Annotated in this window: 15 protein-coding genes and 1 tRNA gene; 12 read left to right on the top strand and 4 right to left on the bottom strand. The window is 63.3% G+C overall.

The window, feature by feature from the left end; all coding sequences use genetic code 11:
* Positions 1-11 precede the first annotated feature (11 nt).
* From ACKLLE_RS08625 to ychF, 8 genes are all read left to right on the top strand, one after another.
* Positions 12-1,745, top strand: a complete 1,734-nt coding sequence (locus tag ACKLLE_RS08625) for a tetratricopeptide repeat protein (protein ID WP_420057619.1) — start codon at positions 12-14, stop codon at positions 1,743-1,745.
* Between the two features lie 4 nt (positions 1,746-1,749).
* Entirely contained in the window at positions 1,750-2,367 is a 618-nt protein-coding gene (gene lolB / locus ACKLLE_RS08620) for a lipoprotein insertase outer membrane protein LolB (protein WP_420057618.1), read from the top strand.
* 1 nt (position 2,368) lies between these two features.
* Positions 2,369-3,217 (top strand): 4-(cytidine 5'-diphospho)-2-C-methyl-D-erythritol kinase, encoded by an 849-nt coding sequence (gene ispE, locus ACKLLE_RS08615; protein WP_420057617.1) that lies wholly within the window; start codon positions 2,369-2,371, stop codon positions 3,215-3,217.
* 34 nt (positions 3,218-3,251) lie between these two features.
* A tRNA-Gln gene (locus tag ACKLLE_RS08610) sits at positions 3,252-3,326 on the top strand.
* A gap of 48 nt (positions 3,327-3,374) precedes the next feature.
* A complete protein-coding gene (locus ACKLLE_RS08605) occupies positions 3,375-4,316 on the top strand; it encodes a ribose-phosphate pyrophosphokinase (RefSeq protein ID WP_009405962.1) in 942 nt (313 codons plus the stop codon).
* Between the two features lie 138 nt (positions 4,317-4,454).
* Positions 4,455-5,048: a 50S ribosomal protein L25/general stress protein Ctc gene (locus ACKLLE_RS08600; protein WP_009405964.1), complete on the top strand. Its 594-nt coding sequence runs from the start codon at positions 4,455-4,457 to the stop codon at positions 5,046-5,048.
* A 76-nt stretch (positions 5,049-5,124) separates the two neighbouring features.
* The gene (gene pth, locus ACKLLE_RS08595; protein WP_009405966.1) at positions 5,125-5,709 is read left to right on the top strand and encodes an aminoacyl-tRNA hydrolase; all 585 of its coding nucleotides are present in this window, start codon (positions 5,125-5,127) and stop codon (positions 5,707-5,709) included.
* A gap of 21 nt (positions 5,710-5,730) precedes the next feature.
* Positions 5,731-6,831, top strand: coding sequence for a redox-regulated ATPase YchF (gene ychF, locus ACKLLE_RS08590; protein WP_009405968.1), 1,101 nt, complete (start codon positions 5,731-5,733; stop codon positions 6,829-6,831).
* Between the two features lie 58 nt (positions 6,832-6,889).
* On the opposite strand, the gene ACKLLE_RS08585 is transcribed toward ychF, so the two are convergent.
* The 4 genes from ACKLLE_RS08585 to ACKLLE_RS08570 all read right to left on the bottom strand — a co-directional run bounded on the left by ACKLLE_RS08585 (position 6,890) and on the right by ACKLLE_RS08570 (position 11,480).
* Positions 6,890-7,522, bottom strand: coding sequence for a glutathione S-transferase family protein (locus tag ACKLLE_RS08585; RefSeq protein WP_420057615.1), 633 nt, complete (start codon positions 7,520-7,522; stop codon positions 6,890-6,892).
* A 298-nt stretch (positions 7,523-7,820) separates the two neighbouring features.
* Positions 7,821-9,164 (bottom strand): SPFH domain-containing protein, encoded by a 1,344-nt coding sequence (locus tag ACKLLE_RS08580; RefSeq protein WP_420057613.1) that lies wholly within the window; start codon positions 9,162-9,164, stop codon positions 7,821-7,823.
* Between the two features lie 136 nt (positions 9,165-9,300).
* On the bottom strand, positions 9,301-10,197 hold the full coding sequence (locus ACKLLE_RS08575; RefSeq protein WP_420057611.1) for a LysR family transcriptional regulator: 897 nt from the start codon (positions 10,195-10,197) through the stop codon (positions 9,301-9,303).
* An 80-nt stretch (positions 10,198-10,277) separates the two neighbouring features.
* Positions 10,278-11,480 (bottom strand): MFS transporter, encoded by a 1,203-nt coding sequence (locus tag ACKLLE_RS08570; RefSeq protein WP_420057609.1) that lies wholly within the window; start codon positions 11,478-11,480, stop codon positions 10,278-10,280.
* A 214-nt stretch (positions 11,481-11,694) separates the two neighbouring features.
* Between ACKLLE_RS08570 and ACKLLE_RS08565 the strand changes: the two genes are divergently transcribed.
* From ACKLLE_RS08565 to ACKLLE_RS08550, 4 genes are all read left to right on the top strand, one after another.
* Entirely contained in the window at positions 11,695-11,835 is a 141-nt protein-coding gene (locus ACKLLE_RS08565; RefSeq protein ID WP_279897861.1) for a hypothetical protein, read from the top strand.
* 108 nt (positions 11,836-11,943) lie between these two features.
* A complete protein-coding gene (locus ACKLLE_RS08560) occupies positions 11,944-12,996 on the top strand; it encodes a helix-turn-helix transcriptional regulator (protein ID WP_064303594.1) in 1,053 nt (350 codons plus the stop codon).
* Between the two features lie 9 nt (positions 12,997-13,005).
* Positions 13,006-14,571 (top strand): hypothetical protein, encoded by a 1,566-nt coding sequence (locus ACKLLE_RS08555; protein WP_420057607.1) that lies wholly within the window; start codon positions 13,006-13,008, stop codon positions 14,569-14,571.
* A 35-nt stretch (positions 14,572-14,606) separates the two neighbouring features.
* Positions 14,607-15,176: a hypothetical protein gene (locus ACKLLE_RS08550; protein ID WP_064303593.1), complete on the top strand. Its 570-nt coding sequence runs from the start codon at positions 14,607-14,609 to the stop codon at positions 15,174-15,176.
* Positions 15,177-15,183 lie beyond the last annotated feature (7 nt).

Below are 15,183 nucleotides of genomic sequence, written 5' to 3'. Positions count from 1 at the left end.
AAATCCTCATTATGAATAGATCTTCCGCGTTGCTGCTCGCCCTCGCCCTGCTCCAGGGCTGCCAGGCCCTGCCGGGTTCCGGGGAGGCCTCGTCGCCTGCCGCCGAGCAAGCCGCCGCGCCGGCGGCCAGGCCAGAGCCGACGGTGTACGGCTCGTTCACCCAGGACACGCTCTACAGCCTGCTGGTCGCGGAACTGGCCGGGCAGCGCAATCGCTTCGACATCGCCCTGGACAACTATATGGTCCAGGCCGAGAAGACCCAGGACGCCGGCGTTTCCGAGCGCGCCTTCCGCATTGCCGAATACCTGGGCGCCGACCAATCGACGCTGGAGGCTTCGCTGTTGTGGGCGAAGAACGACCCGGAAAACATCGATGCGCAGCGTGCCGCGGCCATCCAGCTTGCCCGCGCAGGGCGCTACGACGATTCCATGAGTTACATGGAGAAGGTCCTGCAGGGCCAGGGCGATACCCATTTCGACTTCCTTGCCTTGTCGGCCGCGGAAACCGACCAGGACACCCGCGACGGCCTGCTCAAGAGCTTCGATCGTCTGCTGCAGAAATACCCCGATAACAGCCAGCTGGTATTCGGCAAGGCCCTGCTTCTGCAACAGGACGGCAAATCCGAGGAGGCCCTGGCCCTGCTCGAAGCCCATCCGCCGCAGCAGGACAGCGAAATCGCCCCGGTCCTGCTGCGCGCACGCCTGCTGCAAAGTCTCGACCGCGGCGGTGAAGCCCTGCCGTTGCTGCGCAAGAGCATCGCGCGCAACCCCGACGACAAGCGCCTGCGCCTGACCTACGCACGCATGCTGGTCGAGCAGGACCGCATCGACGATGCCAAGAACGAATTCGCCAGCCTGCTCCAGCAATACCCGGACGACGACGAACTGCGTTATTCCCTGGCCCTCGTCAGCCTCGAGGCCAAGGCCTACGACGAGGCGTCCGGCTACCTGCAGGACCTGATCGACCGTGACAGCCACGTCGATGCCGCGCACCTCAACCTCGGCCGCATCCGCGAGGAGCGCAACGACCTCGAAGGTGCGCTCAGCGAATACGCCCAGGTCGGCGCCGGCAACGATTACCTGCCGGCGCAACTGCGCCAGGCCGATATCCTTATCGCCAACGGCCGCACCGACGAAGCCATCCGCCGCCTCGACCAGGCCCGCGACAGCCAGCCCGACTACGCCATCCAGCTGTACCTGATCGAAGCCGAAACCCTGGGCAACAACGGCAAGGAAGACCAGGCCCGGCGCGTCCTCGATAATGCCATCAAGCAGTATCCGGACGATCTCAATCTGCTCTATACCCGGGCCATGCTCGCCGAGAAGCGCGACGATCTGGCGCAGATGGAAAAAGACCTGCGCGCCATCATCGCCCGCGAGCCGGAAAACGCCATGGCCCTCAACGCCCTTGGCTACACCCTCGCCGATCGCACCACGCGCTACGCCGAAGCCCGGCAGCTGATCGAAAAAGCCCACCAGCTGACCCCCGACGACCCGGCCGTGCTCGACAGCCTGGGCTGGGTCAATTACCGCCTGGGCAACCTGGACGAGGCCGAGCGCCTGCTGCGCCGTGCCCTGGAGCGCTTCCCCGACCACGAAGTCGCTGCCCACCTGGGCGAAGTGCTCTGGGCCAACGGCAAGCAACGCGAAGCCCGCCAGGTCTGGGCCAAGGCCTTCGAAGCCCAGCCCGACAGCCCTATCCTGCGCAAGACCATCCTGCGCCTGACCGGATCCGAGACCCTTTAAGCCTATGTTTGTGCGCCACCTGATCACCTTCAGCCTGATTGCCCTGCTCGCCGGTTGCGCCGGCTTCGGTTCCAAGGAAGCCGTACAGGGCCAGGGCAGTCCACAACTGTGGAAAGAACATAAAGCCCAACTGAGCACCCTCGACGGCTGGCAAATCAGCGGCAAGGTCGGCATCCGCGCGCCGAAGGACTCCGGCAGCGGCACGCTGTTCTGGCTGCAACGCCAGGATTATTACGATATCCGCCTGTCCGGCCCGCTGGGCCGCGGCGCCGCACGCCTGACCGGGCGCCCGGGCCAGGTGGTGCTGGAAGTCGCCAACCAGGGCCGCTTCGAGGCGCCGACTCCGGAAACCCTGCTGGCCGAGCAACTGGGCTGGGAATTGCCGGTATCGCACCTGGTCTGGTGGGTCCGCGGCCTGCCTGCGCCGGACAGCAAGAGCCGGCTGACCCTCGACGGCGACAGCCGCCTGGCCAGCCTGGAGCAGGACGGCTGGCAGGTGGAATACACCCGCTACACCGAACAGAACGGCTACTGGCTGCCCGAGCGGATCAAGATGCACGGCCAGGACCTGGACGTGACCGTGGTCCTCAAGGAATGGCAACCGCGCCAGTTGGGGCACTGAAATGAGCGAACGCCTGACCTTGCCGGCGCCGGCCAAGCTCAACCTGATGTTGCATATCCTCGGGCGCCGCGCCGATGGCTATCACGAGCTGCAAACCCTCTTCCAGTTCCTCGACCATGGCGATGAACTGGACTTCGCCGTGCGCGAGGATGGCCAGATCCGCCTGCACACCGACATCGCCGGCGTTCCCCACGACAGCAACCTGATCGTCCGCGCCGCGCGCAAGCTGCAGCAAATGACCGGCACCACGCTGGGTGCCGACATCTGGCTACACAAGGTGCTGCCCATGGGCGGCGGCATCGGCGGCGGCAGCTCGGACGCGGCGACCACCCTGCTCGCCCTCGATCATCTGTGGCAAACCGCCTGCGGTGAAGACCGGCTCGCCGAGCTCGGCCTGGGCCTGGGCGCCGACGTGCCGGTGTTCGTTCGCGGCCATGCGGCCTTTGCCGAAGGCGTGGGGGAAAAGCTCACGCCCGTCGATCCGCACGAGCCCTGGTACGTCGTGCTGGTTCCGCAAGTGTCTGTAAGTACGGCGGAAATTTTTTCGCATCCTTTGTTGACACGTAATTCAAAGCCCATTAAAGTGCGCCCCGTTCCCGAGGGAAACAGTCGAAATGACTGTCAAGCGGTAGTTGAGCAAAGTTACCCAGAAGTACGTAACGCCTTGAATTTGTTAAACAAATTCACTGAAGCAAGACTCACCGGCACTGGAAGTTGTGTGTTTGGGGCCTTCCCAGACAAAGCTGAAGCTGATAGAGTTTTGGCCCTTCTTGCAGAGACCCAAACAGGGTTCGTGGCAAAGGGAAGCAATGTTTCGATGTTGCATCGCAAGCTACGAAGTCTGCGCTAGGAATCGAGTACCAGGTACTCGCAGCAACAGATACAGGGGCGTCGCCAAGCGGTAAGGCAGCAGGTTTTGATCCTGCCATGCGTTGGTTCGAATCCAGCCGCCCCTGCCATTTTCCTTATACTCATCCAGGTATACCCTCAGCCTTCAGGTACTGCGCGTGTCCAAGATGATGGTCTTTACGGGGAACGCCAACCCCGATCTGGCTCGGCGTGTCGTACGTCAGCTGCATATCCCACTGGGTGATGTTTCTGTCGGCAAGTTCTCCGACGGCGAAATCAGCACTGAGATTAATGAAAACGTTCGCGGTAAGGACGTCTTCATCATTCAGCCGACTTGCGCGCCAACCAACGATAACCTGATGGAACTGGTAGTGATGGCCGACGCCTTCCGCCGCTCCTCAGCGTCCCGAATCACCGCTGTGATTCCTTACTTCGGATATGCCCGCCAGGACCGCCGTCCGCGTTCGGCGCGTGTTGCAATCAGCGCCAAAGTCGTCGCTGACATGCTCACCGTCGTGGGTATCGACCGTGTTCTCACCGTCGACCTGCACGCTGACCAGATCCAGGGGTTCTTCGATATTCCGGTAGATAACATCTACGGCTCCCCCGTCCTGGTGGATGACATCGAAGACCAGCGTTTCGAGAACCTGATGATCGTCTCCCCGGACATCGGTGGTGTCGTGCGTGCACGCGCCGTCGCCAAGTCCCTGGGCGTGGATCTCGGTATCATCGACAAACGCCGCGAGAAGGCCAACCACTCCGAAGTGATGCACATCATCGGTGACGTCGAAGGACGTACGTGCATTCTGGTCGACGACATGGTCGATACCGCCGGCACCCTGTGCCATGCGGCCAAGGCCCTGAAAGAACACGGCGCTGCAAAGGTTTACGCCTATTGCACGCACCCTGTACTCTCCGGTCGCGCGATCGAGAACATCGAGAATTCCGTGCTCGACGAGCTGGTGGTGACCAACACCATCCCGCTGTCCGCCGCTGCACAAGCCTGTGACCGTATCCGCCAACTGGATATTGCACCGGTCGTCGCCGAAGCGGTTCGCCGCATCAGCAACGAAGAATCGATCAGCGCGATGTTCCGCTAAGGCATCAGCCTCGCGAACATCCGTTGACGTAAAGCGCCCCGCCCCAACACCGGTTGTTGGGGCGGGGCTTTTTTGCCCTTTCCGCTCTGGTGCTGGTCGCAAGCCCCATTCGGAACAGGCTAATTTTGGAGATACAAAATGACCGATTTCATCCTGAACGCCCAAGCGCGTACTGACCTGGGGAAAGGTGCGAGCCGCCGCCTGCGTCATGCCGCCAGCATCCCTGCCGTTGTCTACGGTGGTAACAAGGACGCCGAGTCCGTAACCATCCTGGCCAAGGAAATCGCCAAGCTGTTCGAAAACGAAGCTGCCTTCAGCCACGTTATCGAACTGAACGTCGATGGCAAAAAGCAGAACGTCATTGTCAAGGCAATGCAGCGTCACCCAGCCAAGCAGTACATCATGCACGCTGACTTCGTTCGCGTCGTTGCTGGCCAGAAACTGACTGCCGTTGTTCCGGTTCACTTCATCAACGAAGAAGCTCCGGTCAAGAAAGGCGGCGAGATCTCCCACACCCTGAACGAGATCGAAGTTTCCTGCGAAGCCAAGGACCTGCCTGAGTTCATCGAGGTTGACCTGGCCAACGCTGAAATCGGCACCATCGTCCACCTGTCGGACCTGAAAGCTCCGAAAGGCGTAGAGTTCGTTGCTCTGGCCCACGGTGATGACAAGGCCGTTGCCAACGTTCACGCTCCGCGCGTTGCTCCTGAAGCAGAAGGCGCTGCCGAGTAATCCACTCGGTTCGCCGGTGTTGCCCGGATTGCGGCGCTGATGCCGCAATCCCCAACTCCAAGGAAGAGCCCCTGACGTGACCGCCATCCAGTTGATCGTCGGCCTGGGAAACCCGGGCCCCGAATACGAACAGACCCGGCATAACGCAGGGGCTCTTTTCGTTGAACGCATTGCCAGCGCCCAGCGCGTCAACCTGACCGCTGACCGCAAGTATTTCGGCCTGACGGCAAAATTCAGCCATCAGGGCCACGATGTTCGCCTGCTGATCCCCACCACCTACATGAACCGCAGCGGCCAGTCCGTTGCCGCTCTGGCCAACTTCTTCCGTATCGAGCCAGATGCCATCCTGGTGGCCCACGACGAACTCGACCTGCCCCCCGGCGTCGCCAAACTCAAGAAGGGCGGCGGCCACGGCGGGCACAACGGCCTGCGCGACATCATCGCGCAGCTCGGCAACAAGAACGACTTTCACCGTCTGCGGCTTGGCATCGGCCACCCGGGTGATGCCAAGCTGGTGTCGAACTTCGTCCTGGGCAAGGCGCCCCGCGCCGAACAGGACAAGCTCGACGCCAGTATCGATTTTGCCCTCGGCGTGCTGCCGGACATCCTCGCCGGCGAATGGGCGCGTGCGATGAGAGAGCTGCACAGCCAGAAGGCCTGACTTCACGAAGAGGGATTCACCATGGGATTCAATTGCGGCATCGTCGGCCTGCCCAACGTCGGCAAGTCCACCCTGTTCAACGCCTTGACCAAATCCGGCATCGCGGCGGAGAACTTCCCCTTCTGCACCATCGAGCCGAACAGCGGCATCGTGCCGATGCCGGACGCCCGCCTGGACGCCCTGGCGGCCATCGTCAAGCCACAGCGCATCCTGCCGACCACCATGGAGTTCGTCGACATCGCCGGCCTGGTGGCGGGCGCGTCCAAGGGTGAAGGACTCGGCAACAAGTTCCTCGCCAACATCCGCGAGACCGACGCCATCGCCCACGTGGTGCGCTGCTTCGAAGACGAGAACGTGATCCACGTTTCCAACAGCGTCGACCCCAAGCGTGACATCGAGATCATCGACTTGGAACTGATCTTCGCCGACCTCGACAGCTGCGAGAAGCAACTGCAGAAGGTCGCGCGCAACGCCAAGGGCGGCGACAAGGAAGCCCTGGCGCAGAAAGCCATCCTCGAAAAACTCATCCCGCACTTCACCGAAGGCAAGCCGGCGCGCAGCCTGATGAAGAACATGGCTGACGACGAGAAGGCGGTGATTCGCGGCTTCCACCTGCTGACCAGCAAGCCGGTGATGTACATCGCCAACGTGGCCGAAGACGGCTTCGACAACAACCCGCACCTGGACGTGGTGCGTGCCATCGCCGAAGAAGAAGGCGCGGTGGTGGTGCCGGTGTGCAACAAGATCGAAGCGGAAATCGCCGAGCTGGACGAAGGCGAAGAGAAGGACATGTTCCTCGAGGCCCTGGGCCTGGAAGAGCCTGGCCTGAACCGCGTGATCCGTGCCGGCTACGCCCTGCTCAACCTGCAGACCTACTTCACTGCCGGCGTGCAGGAAGTCCGCGCCTGGACCGTGCGCGTCGGCGCCACCGCGCCACAGGCGGCCGGCGTGATCCACACCGACTTCGAGAAAGGCTTCATCCGCGCCGAAGTGGTCGCCTATGACGACTTCATCCAGTACAAGGGTGAAGGCGGTGCCAAGGAAGCCGGTAAATGGCGCCTGGAAGGCAAGGACTACATCGTCAAGGACGGTGACGTGATGCACTTCCGCTTCAACGTCTGATTCCTGCGCTGAAACGAAAAGCCCCCTGTGAGCCTCGGCTCCAGGGGGCTTTTCGTTTTCAGGCCTGCGCCGGCCGGCCCGGCATCAGCTCATAGGGTGGCTTCCAGCCCGGCAGGTCGCGGATCCTGTCTTTCCACGCCTCGATATGACGGTACACGGCGAGGTCCATGCCGGTATCTTCCGGCATGAAGACGTAGCCGGCCAGGGAGAAGTCGGCGATGGTCAGGCGCTCGCCGAGCATGAACGGACGATGGGCCAGGTGCCCATCGACGATGTCGTAGGCCGCTTTCGCACGCTCGCGCAGGAACGTGGTGACCGGCGTCTCGCCGCTGTGCTTCAGCCCGTAGATAAAGCGCAGGGTGGCGTAATAGGAAGTGAACTTGTGGTTGTCGAAGAGCATCCAGCGCCAGATCTCGCGGCGCTCCTCCTCGCTTTGCGGCCCGAAACGACCGCTGTACCCGGCCAGGTAGTCGAGGATCAAGGCCGACTGGGTCAGCGTCTGCCCGGCATGTTCCAGCACCGGCACCTCGCCCTGCTCGTTGACCTCGTCGCGCCAGGCAGCCTGGCGTGTCTGCCCGTGGAAGAAATCGACGAACACCGGCTCCCAGTCCAGGCCACTCAGTTCGAGCATCAACGCGGCCTTGTAGGCGTTTCCGGACTCAGCAAAACAATGCAACTTGAAGTCTGACATGACGCTCCCTTTTCCTTTGGAAAACGACGCGGTCCAGGTAGGAGCTGGCTTGCCTGCGATGGACCGCAAAGCGGTCCCAAATCCATCCAGCACGAGCATGCGCCATACAACAACGCTGGATTCAGCGCCGGTCTGATCGCGATCAACCAGACGACCCGGCGTAGCCGGTTTTGGGACCGCTGCCGCGGTCCATCGCAGGCAAGCCAGCTCCTACAGTGACCGCGTAGCCGTTGGTTGCTTGCAAGCCTTCGGAGCAAAGCATGTCTTGGCGGGAAGGGTCAATTGCCAGCGCCAGCAGTTACTCCGTTCGCAGATCCACCGCCAGATCCCGCGCCGCCTTGGTCGCCAGCACGCTCATCAGCTTGCCCATCTCGTCCTGCCGTCCGGTTCCGCCGTCACCGGCGCCCATCATGACAGACGGCACCGGTGCACGAGCCGCCGCCTCGGCCCACGCCTGGTTGATCCGCACCAACGCATCGAGCTTCGCCTGCAACGCACCGTCGGCCTTGATCGACGCCGCCCGGGCATAGGCTTCGGCATCAGCGGTTATCTTGGTCGCTTCACCTGTCACCCGGGCCTTGTCCCGCAGCAGTTCGGCGGTCTTCTTCTCGATCTCGGCGCGGCGCTGCTCGCGTTCGGCATTGATCAGGGTGAGCTGTTTTTCGGTCTCGGCCTGGGTGGTGCGCTCGATCTGCTGGCGCAGGCTTTCCTGGCGCTTGGCTTCGACATCCTTGGCACCGCGGGCGGAGACCAGTTGCTTCTCCTCCTCTTCCTTGAGCCGGTTCTGCCGGGCCACGGCCAGCTCGGCAAGAGCCTGCTGCACACGGACCATACGCTCCTGATACTGCGGATTTGGGTCGATGTGAGTGACCCGGGCGTCCACCACATCCACGCCGAACAGGCGGAACTGCTGTTGCTTGCGGATTTCCACGCCGTTCTCGTCACGCAGCTTCTCGATGACGAAGCGCGTGGAGATGCTGTCGCCGTATTGCCCCTGCTCGGTGCCGGCCTGGAGGATCGCCGTCTGCGCCGGCGAGTGGTCACGCTGGACCCGCACTTCCTTGCGCTTGGTCAGGTACAGGCCATCACGCAACTGGTTCTCGAACTCGGCGCCAAACTGGTTGCGGTCGCCGGCGTAGTAGTCGTCGGCACTCATCAGCGAGGCGGTGGCCTGCAGGGTTTCCTTGACCGCCGGGAGCAAGGCGCGCTGCAGGAAGTTCTCCGGCGTGCGGTACTCATGGGCGATGGTCAGGAAGGCTTCGCCGCTCGGCATGCGGAACTGGGTGCTGAACTCGGCCTTGGCATCGACGTTACCAAGGAACACGATCGGCAAGGTGCCGACCGTCACCGTCGGATTGCCGCTGGCATGGGTATCGCCCTGCAAGGCCGATTGAACGCCGATGGTGCGCTTCCACACCGTTGTGCGCCCGAACCACTGGGTGGCGTAACCGACGTCCTCGACCACTTTCTCCTCGCCGAAGATCGTGCGCACGTGGGCCATCTGGCCGGCTTCGTTGTAGAAGAACACCTGGTTGAACAACGCGGCGCAGGCACCGATGGCAATCAGGGGAATGGCGGCCAGGGCGATGGTCTTGCGGCTGAGGCGGGGTAGATCGACGTTTGGCAGTGAAAGATTGGACATGGACGTCTCCTTGAATGAGGGACGTGCATGCTCGTTGGGGGGCATTTCCCCAGCAATGAGGAGATTCTGCTTGAACCGTGGGAAACATCTGGCTTAAGCAGGCGGTCCGACAAGCCAGCTCCCACAGGGTCCGCGTTCAGCCGCAGATTTCTTCTAGAAACCCCACGAACACCCGAATCCGGCTCGAATCCCGATGGCTCGGCAGATACAGCGCATTGATCGCACAACTGGCACTGCCCGGGCTCGCCTCGAACCCTTCCAGCACCCTTAGCAACCTGCCCCGCCGCACGTCCTCGGCAACCAGCCAGTCCGCCAGCAGTGCCAGGCCACCCTCGGCAATCGCCGCCTCGCGCAGGACATCGGCGTTGTTGCTGCGCAAGCGCCCCTGCACATTGATCGGAATACTGTCACCCCCTTCACGGAACACCCAGTTCTGTAACGCCGGGCCGTAATCGAACACCAGGCATTGGTGCTCCAGCAGATCCAGCGGATGCCGCGGGATGCTGGCTCGCTCCAGATAGGCGGGGCTTGCGACCAGCCAGCGCTCGAAGCGCCCGATCGGCTTGCTGATCACGTCCTCGCTGCCGAGGGCCGAGCCCAGTCTCACGCACAAATCGACCCGCTCGGTGAGCAGGTCGGTCATCTGGTCGCTGAGGGTCAGGCTGATCTCCAGTTCCGGATGCCGCGCCAGCAGACGCCCCAGGTGCGGCGCGATAACCCGGCGACCGAACTCCACCGGCACGTTCACCCGCAACCGCCCTCGCGCTTCGCTGCCACGATCGAACACCGCGCCATCCGCCTCGGCCAGGGCTTCGAGAATGGCCACGGCCTTGTCGTAGTAATCCTGGCCGGCCACCGTCGGGCTGCTGTGGCGGGTGGTGCGGTTGAGCAGCGTGGTGCCCAGCTGGGCTTCGAGGGCGGCGACCTGGCGGGTCACCGAAGAGGTCGCCACGCCAAGCTTGCGCGCTGCAGCCGAGTAGCCACCGCAGCGCACGGTTTCGACGAACATGCTCAACGCCTGCAATTTGTCCACGGCCCGGCTCCTGGCTTCGGCTGATGTCTCTGGCCGGGCAGTGTGCCGCAAAGCGTCGCGCTGCGCTTGCATGAGCGTGCTCAGCCGCGCGGACGGAGAATGAACAGGATCAGCGCGGCCAGCGGTGGCAGGGCCGCCATGCAGGCGAACAATGGCCAGCCGACGTGCTCGTAGAGCGGGCTGGCGATCAGCGAGCCCAGGGCGCCGCCCACGAAGATGCTGGTCATGTACACCGCATTCAGCCGGGCCCGGCTGTGCGGATCCAGGGCATAGATTTCGCGCTGGCCAAGCACCATGTTCAGTTGCACGGCAAAGTCCAGGACCACCGCCGTGACCACCATCCACAACCAGCCAGCCCCGGACAGCGAACCGGCGATCAGCGACAGCGGCGCCAGCAGCAAGGCCGCCAGGGTGCCGCGCACGCCATGTCCGGCGTCGGCCAGGCGCCCGGCGATCGGCGCCGCGATCGCACCCACCGCGCCAACCAGGGCGAAGATCGCCACTTCGGTCTGGCTGAAGCCGTAATGCCGCACCAGTTCGATCGGAGCGATGGTCCAGAAGCTGCTGAACGCGGCGAACAACAAGCCCTGGTACAGCGAGCGCTCGCGCAGCACCGCGTAACGCCGGGCCAGGGTGAACACCGAGCCGATCAGTTGCGCGTAGCTGGCCTGGTGCGTCGGCACCCGGCGCGGCAACAGCAGGCCCATGACCACGGCCATGAACGCCATCAGGCCAGCAGCGCCGAAGAATACCCCGCGCCAGCCGAACGCTTCGGCCAGGGTGCTGGAGATCGGCCGCGACAGCAGGATGCCCAGCAGCAGGCCGCTCATGATATTGCCGACCACCCGTCCGCGAGAGGCTTCCGGCGCCATATGCGCAGCCAGCGGCACGAGGATCTGCACCGCCACCGACGTCAGGCCGATCAGCAAGGAACTGATCAGGAACAGCGATGGCGTGGTGCTCAGCGCTGCGCCCGCCAAACACACGGCCGCCGCGAGGGTGAAGCCCACCAGCAGGCGGCGATTCTCAAGCAGGTCGGCCAGGGGCACGAGGAACAGCAGGCCGATCGCATAGCCGAACTGGGTCAGCGACACGATCAGGCTGGCATTGGCGCTGGACAGGCCGATCGACGGGGCGATCAGCTCGACGATCGGCTGGGCGTAATACAGGTTGGCGACCACCGCGCCACAGCAGATGGCCAGGAAGATCACCAGGGAACTGGACAGCGTGGGTGTCGCCAATGCCGAGCGGGACTCGGCAGTGACAGGATTGCCAAGGGACATGGCGGACCTCATCGAAAGGGCTGAACGGAATGGCACCAGAGTAGAGGGCCTGGCGCCACCACGGAATCCGTCCACAGGGCAAAACTGCGGTGCGTCGTGCGCAAAGCCGGGTGGTCCGGTCGGGGCTTTTTTTCGCTTTTTTTGCAAGGTGCGACGCAGGCTGTCGCAGCCCCGCCGGATGATCGCCTCAACCCCGGTCAACGAGCGAACCGTCATGAAAGAACTGATCTGCTTCACCCTCGGCGTGGTCATCGGCGTGATCACCATGAAAAACCGCCAGGCCTTCAGCGAGCTGGAAAAGGAACTGGAGCGGGAAAAGTCCCGTAATAGCGCCGGGCAACACGGCGCAGCCTGAACCTTCGACGGATGAACTATTGGCGGAGTGCACAAGATGATGTTAAAAGGCCACGAAGGAATGTTCGTCGCACCCGCGAACTTTCAAGGCAGATCGGATTCTTCCCCCATGTCAGATCCCAAGGACCGGTTGTTCAGGCATTTGGCATTGCTACGCCTGATTCCCCGTGCGCCGAAAAGCATCTCCACCACCGAGCTGCTGAAAAAGCTCAAGGCCGAAAATTTCGATATCGACCAGCGAACCCTGCAACGCGACCTGATCGGACGCCTGGGCCTGGACTTCCCCCTCGACTGCGATGAAAGCCGCAAGCCGTTTCGCTGGAGCTTTCCCAGCGACATGCCGCGCTTCGATTTCCCGGCGCTGGACACCCCGACGGCACTGGCCTTCGCCCTCGCGCAAAGCCACCTGAACAAGGTGTTGCCGCCGAGCATCCTTGAGCTGCTCGCGCCGCACTTCGACCTGGCCCACCGGCAATTGCAGGGCCTGGAGCACAACCCCCTGGCCAACTGGCCCGGGCGCGTGCGGGTGATCCCGAACGGCAAGGCCCTGCTGCCGGCAGCCGTGGAAGCCACGGTGTGGAGCGAGGTGGCCATGGCAGTGCTCGAAACGCGGCAACTGGACATCCGCTACCACAGCCGCAGCAAGGCCGAGCACAAGGCCCTGCGCATTCACCCCAGCGGCATCGTGTCGCGCCATGCGGTCAGCTACTTGGTCGGCCGGGTCGAAGGCTACAGCGACGTGCGCCAGTTCGCGATGCACCGTATCCAGCAGGCGACCTGTCTGGACCAGGCCTGTGTCGAGCCGCCCGGCTTCGAGCTGGACACCTTCATCCGCAGCGGCTTCAACCACAAGGGCCAGATCGGCCAACAGCGCCTGGTTGCCGATGTCGCGCCGTCGATCGCCTGGATGCTGCACGAAACCCCGCTGAGCGCCGAACAGTCCCTCACGCCGCTTGCGGATAGCGATTGGCAGCGCCTGCAGGCCACGGTACCGGACGACCAGGAAACCTTCTGGTGGGTCTTCGGCCTTGGCGAAAGCATCCGCCTGCACGAGCCGCAACCCTGGATCGACGCGATCAAGGACAAGCTGGACAAAGTCACCGCCCTGTATGCAACGCCGGCCAACCCCGGCCAGCCCTCTTCCACCTGCGACCCGTTTTGAGGAGCGCGCATGAACTTCAATGATATTGCCCCCGTGCCTACCGCGGACACCGAGGAGCAACCGCTCGCGCCAGCGGATCGCGAGGCCATCGCCCGCGACCGGGCCAACACCGCCACCGCGCTGTCGGCCAGCGAAACCGTGTCGCGCTACGGCAGCGCCAACGCCGAATTCGTCAAGGCCTACACCGGCGTCGACAACGAATACGGCGTCAAGCTGAGCAAGGGCCTCAAGGGCATCAGCCAGGAGAACACCGGGGTCAAGCACCGCGCCGGCTGGGCGGCGGAAGTCTCCAGCACCAGCCGCGAGAACGCCGAGGCGATCATCAACAAGTCGAGCGAGCGCAGCATTCGCAGCGATGATCTCAAGCACTACGGCATCGAGACCGACGGCAAGTACCGCCAGGCGGTGGACCGGGTCCGGGTGAAGGACGGCGAGATCGTCTACGAAGCCCAGACCAAGGTCGAGGCCAACGGCAACCGGGTGGCCAACCAGGTCAGCCACGAGGACCACAAGTACAGCAAGTACTTCGGCAAGAAGCTCGAACTGCCCACCGAACAGGTGGAGGAAGCCAAGACCTACTGCCGTACCCGTGCGCAGAACCTGCGAAACCGCGCCGACAAGCTCGATAGCGAAGGCAAGCCCGAAGTGGCCGCCAAGTTCCGCGAGCGCGCCGAGCGCTTCGACAAGCTGGCCGACGAAGACATCGTCGACCTCGGCCTGGATACCGCCCAGGCCATCGACTACGCCGAGCGTCCGCTGCGCGAAACCCTCAAGGACATCGCCCGTACCAGCCACCGCGCCGGTGTCGAAGGGGCCAAGTATGGTGCGCTGATCGGCGGCAGCATCTCCTTGCTGACCAACGCATTCAAGGTGGCCCAGGACACCAAGGAACTGGGCGAGGCCGCACAGGACGTGGTGCTGGACACCGCCAAGGCAGCCGCACTGGGCTACGGCACGGCGTTCGCCGGCTCGGCGCTCAAGGGCGCCATGCAACAGTCCAGCAGCCAGACCCTGCGCACCCTCGCCGGCACCAACGCCCCCGCGCTGGTGGTGAACATCTGTCTGTCGCTGACGACCTCCATTCATCGCTACATCAAGGATGAGATCAGCGAAGCGCAACTGCTCGAAGAACTCGGCGAGAAAGGCGCGGGCATGCTGTCGAGCAGCATGATGGCGGTGCTGGGCCAGATTGCCGTGCCGATTCCCTTCGTCGGCGCCGCCATCGGCGGCATGATCGGCTACACCCTGTCGTCGAGCTTCTACCAGTGCGCCTTCGAGGCCGCCCGCGACGTGGAATTGTCCCGCCGGCAACTGGCCCGCGTGCAGATGATCCAGGAAGCCGCCCGCGAGCGCATCGCCGAGGAACAAGCCCGTCTCGATGAATTCACCCGCCGCGAGATCCCGCAGTTGCGCACGGAAACCGCGCAGCTGTTCGTCGCGGTGAACGGCGCGGACAGCGATGCCTTCGCCGTCGCCATCAACCAGTACGCCACCCTGTTGGGCAAACAGCTGGAGTTCAGCTCGCAGAGCGAATTCGACACCTTCATGGACAGCGATGCCCCTCTGGTGCTCTGACCCTACGCCTGCTACCGGAAAAAGGACCCTATGCAATGCTCATGAAATTCCTGTCCCGATCGGACAAGCAACACCTCATCGACCTGGCGAAACTGCTCGCCATCGCCGACAAGCCGCTGCGCTGGGATGGCAAGACCCGTGACCAGCTCACCTCCAGCAGCAACCTCGACGCCCTGACCATCGTCACCGGCGACGCCGAACGCGAGCTGATCGAGGAACTGGTGCAGTCCACCGGCAGTGCTTCGGCCTTCGACAGCTTCTTCTCCTCGTCCTGCAACGTGGAACGGCGCCTGATCGATGCGCTGAAGAAGCTGCCGATGATCGTCGCCGAGAAACCGGAATATCGCGTCCAGGCCGCCACCAGCGTACTGCGCGAGCTGCTCAACGCGACCAGGTTCGAACTGCCGTCCACATCGAAGGTGGTGCTGTTCGAACTGTTCCTGGTGGCCCTGCGCGACGGCCACATTTCCAGCGTGGAATGGGCCCTGCTCAAGGAGTTCCAACTGCACCACAAGCTGGAAGACTTCATCTTCGACGACCTCCTGGAACGTGCCGAAACCATGAACCGTGAAGTCAGCAAAACCATCTCGCTCATTCTCGAATAAGGACACG

Source organism: Pseudomonas bharatica (genome assembly GCF_048586865.1).
GTDB lineage: Bacteria > Pseudomonadota > Gammaproteobacteria > Pseudomonadales > Pseudomonadaceae > Aquipseudomonas > Aquipseudomonas bharatica.
Note: the sequence above shows the minus strand (reverse complement) of the source record. Positions and strands in the feature narration are given on the sequence as shown.

Bases quoted from the DNA above. Each gene is read 5' to 3' on its own strand.
- lolB (WP_420057618.1), top strand. From the start codon at position 1,750: ATGTTTGTGCGCCACCTGATCACCTTCAGCCTGATTGCCCTGCTCGCC.
- ACKLLE_RS08580 (WP_420057613.1), bottom strand. From the start codon at position 9,164: ATGTCCAATCTTTCACTGCCAAACGTCGATCTACCCCGCCTCAGCCGC.
- ACKLLE_RS08570 (WP_420057609.1), bottom strand. From the start codon at position 11,480: ATGTCCCTTGGCAATCCTGTCACTGCCGAGTCCCGCTCGGCATTGGCG.
- ACKLLE_RS08585 (WP_420057615.1), bottom strand. From the start codon at position 7,522: ATGTCAGACTTCAAGTTGCATTGTTTTGCTGAGTCCGGAAACGCCTAC.
- ACKLLE_RS08550 (WP_064303593.1), top strand. From the start codon at position 14,607: ATGCTCATGAAATTCCTGTCCCGATCGGACAAGCAACACCTCATCGAC.
- ACKLLE_RS08625 (WP_420057619.1), top strand. From the start codon at position 12: ATGAATAGATCTTCCGCGTTGCTGCTCGCCCTCGCCCTGCTCCAGGGC.
- ACKLLE_RS08600 (WP_009405964.1), top strand. From the start codon at position 4,455: ATGACCGATTTCATCCTGAACGCCCAAGCGCGTACTGACCTGGGGAAA.
- ACKLLE_RS08560 (WP_064303594.1), top strand. From the start codon at position 11,944: ATGTCAGATCCCAAGGACCGGTTGTTCAGGCATTTGGCATTGCTACGC.
- ACKLLE_RS08565 (WP_279897861.1), top strand. From the start codon at position 11,695: ATGAAAGAACTGATCTGCTTCACCCTCGGCGTGGTCATCGGCGTGATC.
- ACKLLE_RS08555 (WP_420057607.1), top strand. From the start codon at position 13,006: ATGAACTTCAATGATATTGCCCCCGTGCCTACCGCGGACACCGAGGAG.
- ychF (WP_009405968.1), top strand. From the start codon at position 5,731: ATGGGATTCAATTGCGGCATCGTCGGCCTGCCCAACGTCGGCAAGTCC.
- ispE (WP_420057617.1), top strand. From the start codon at position 2,369: ATGAGCGAACGCCTGACCTTGCCGGCGCCGGCCAAGCTCAACCTGATG.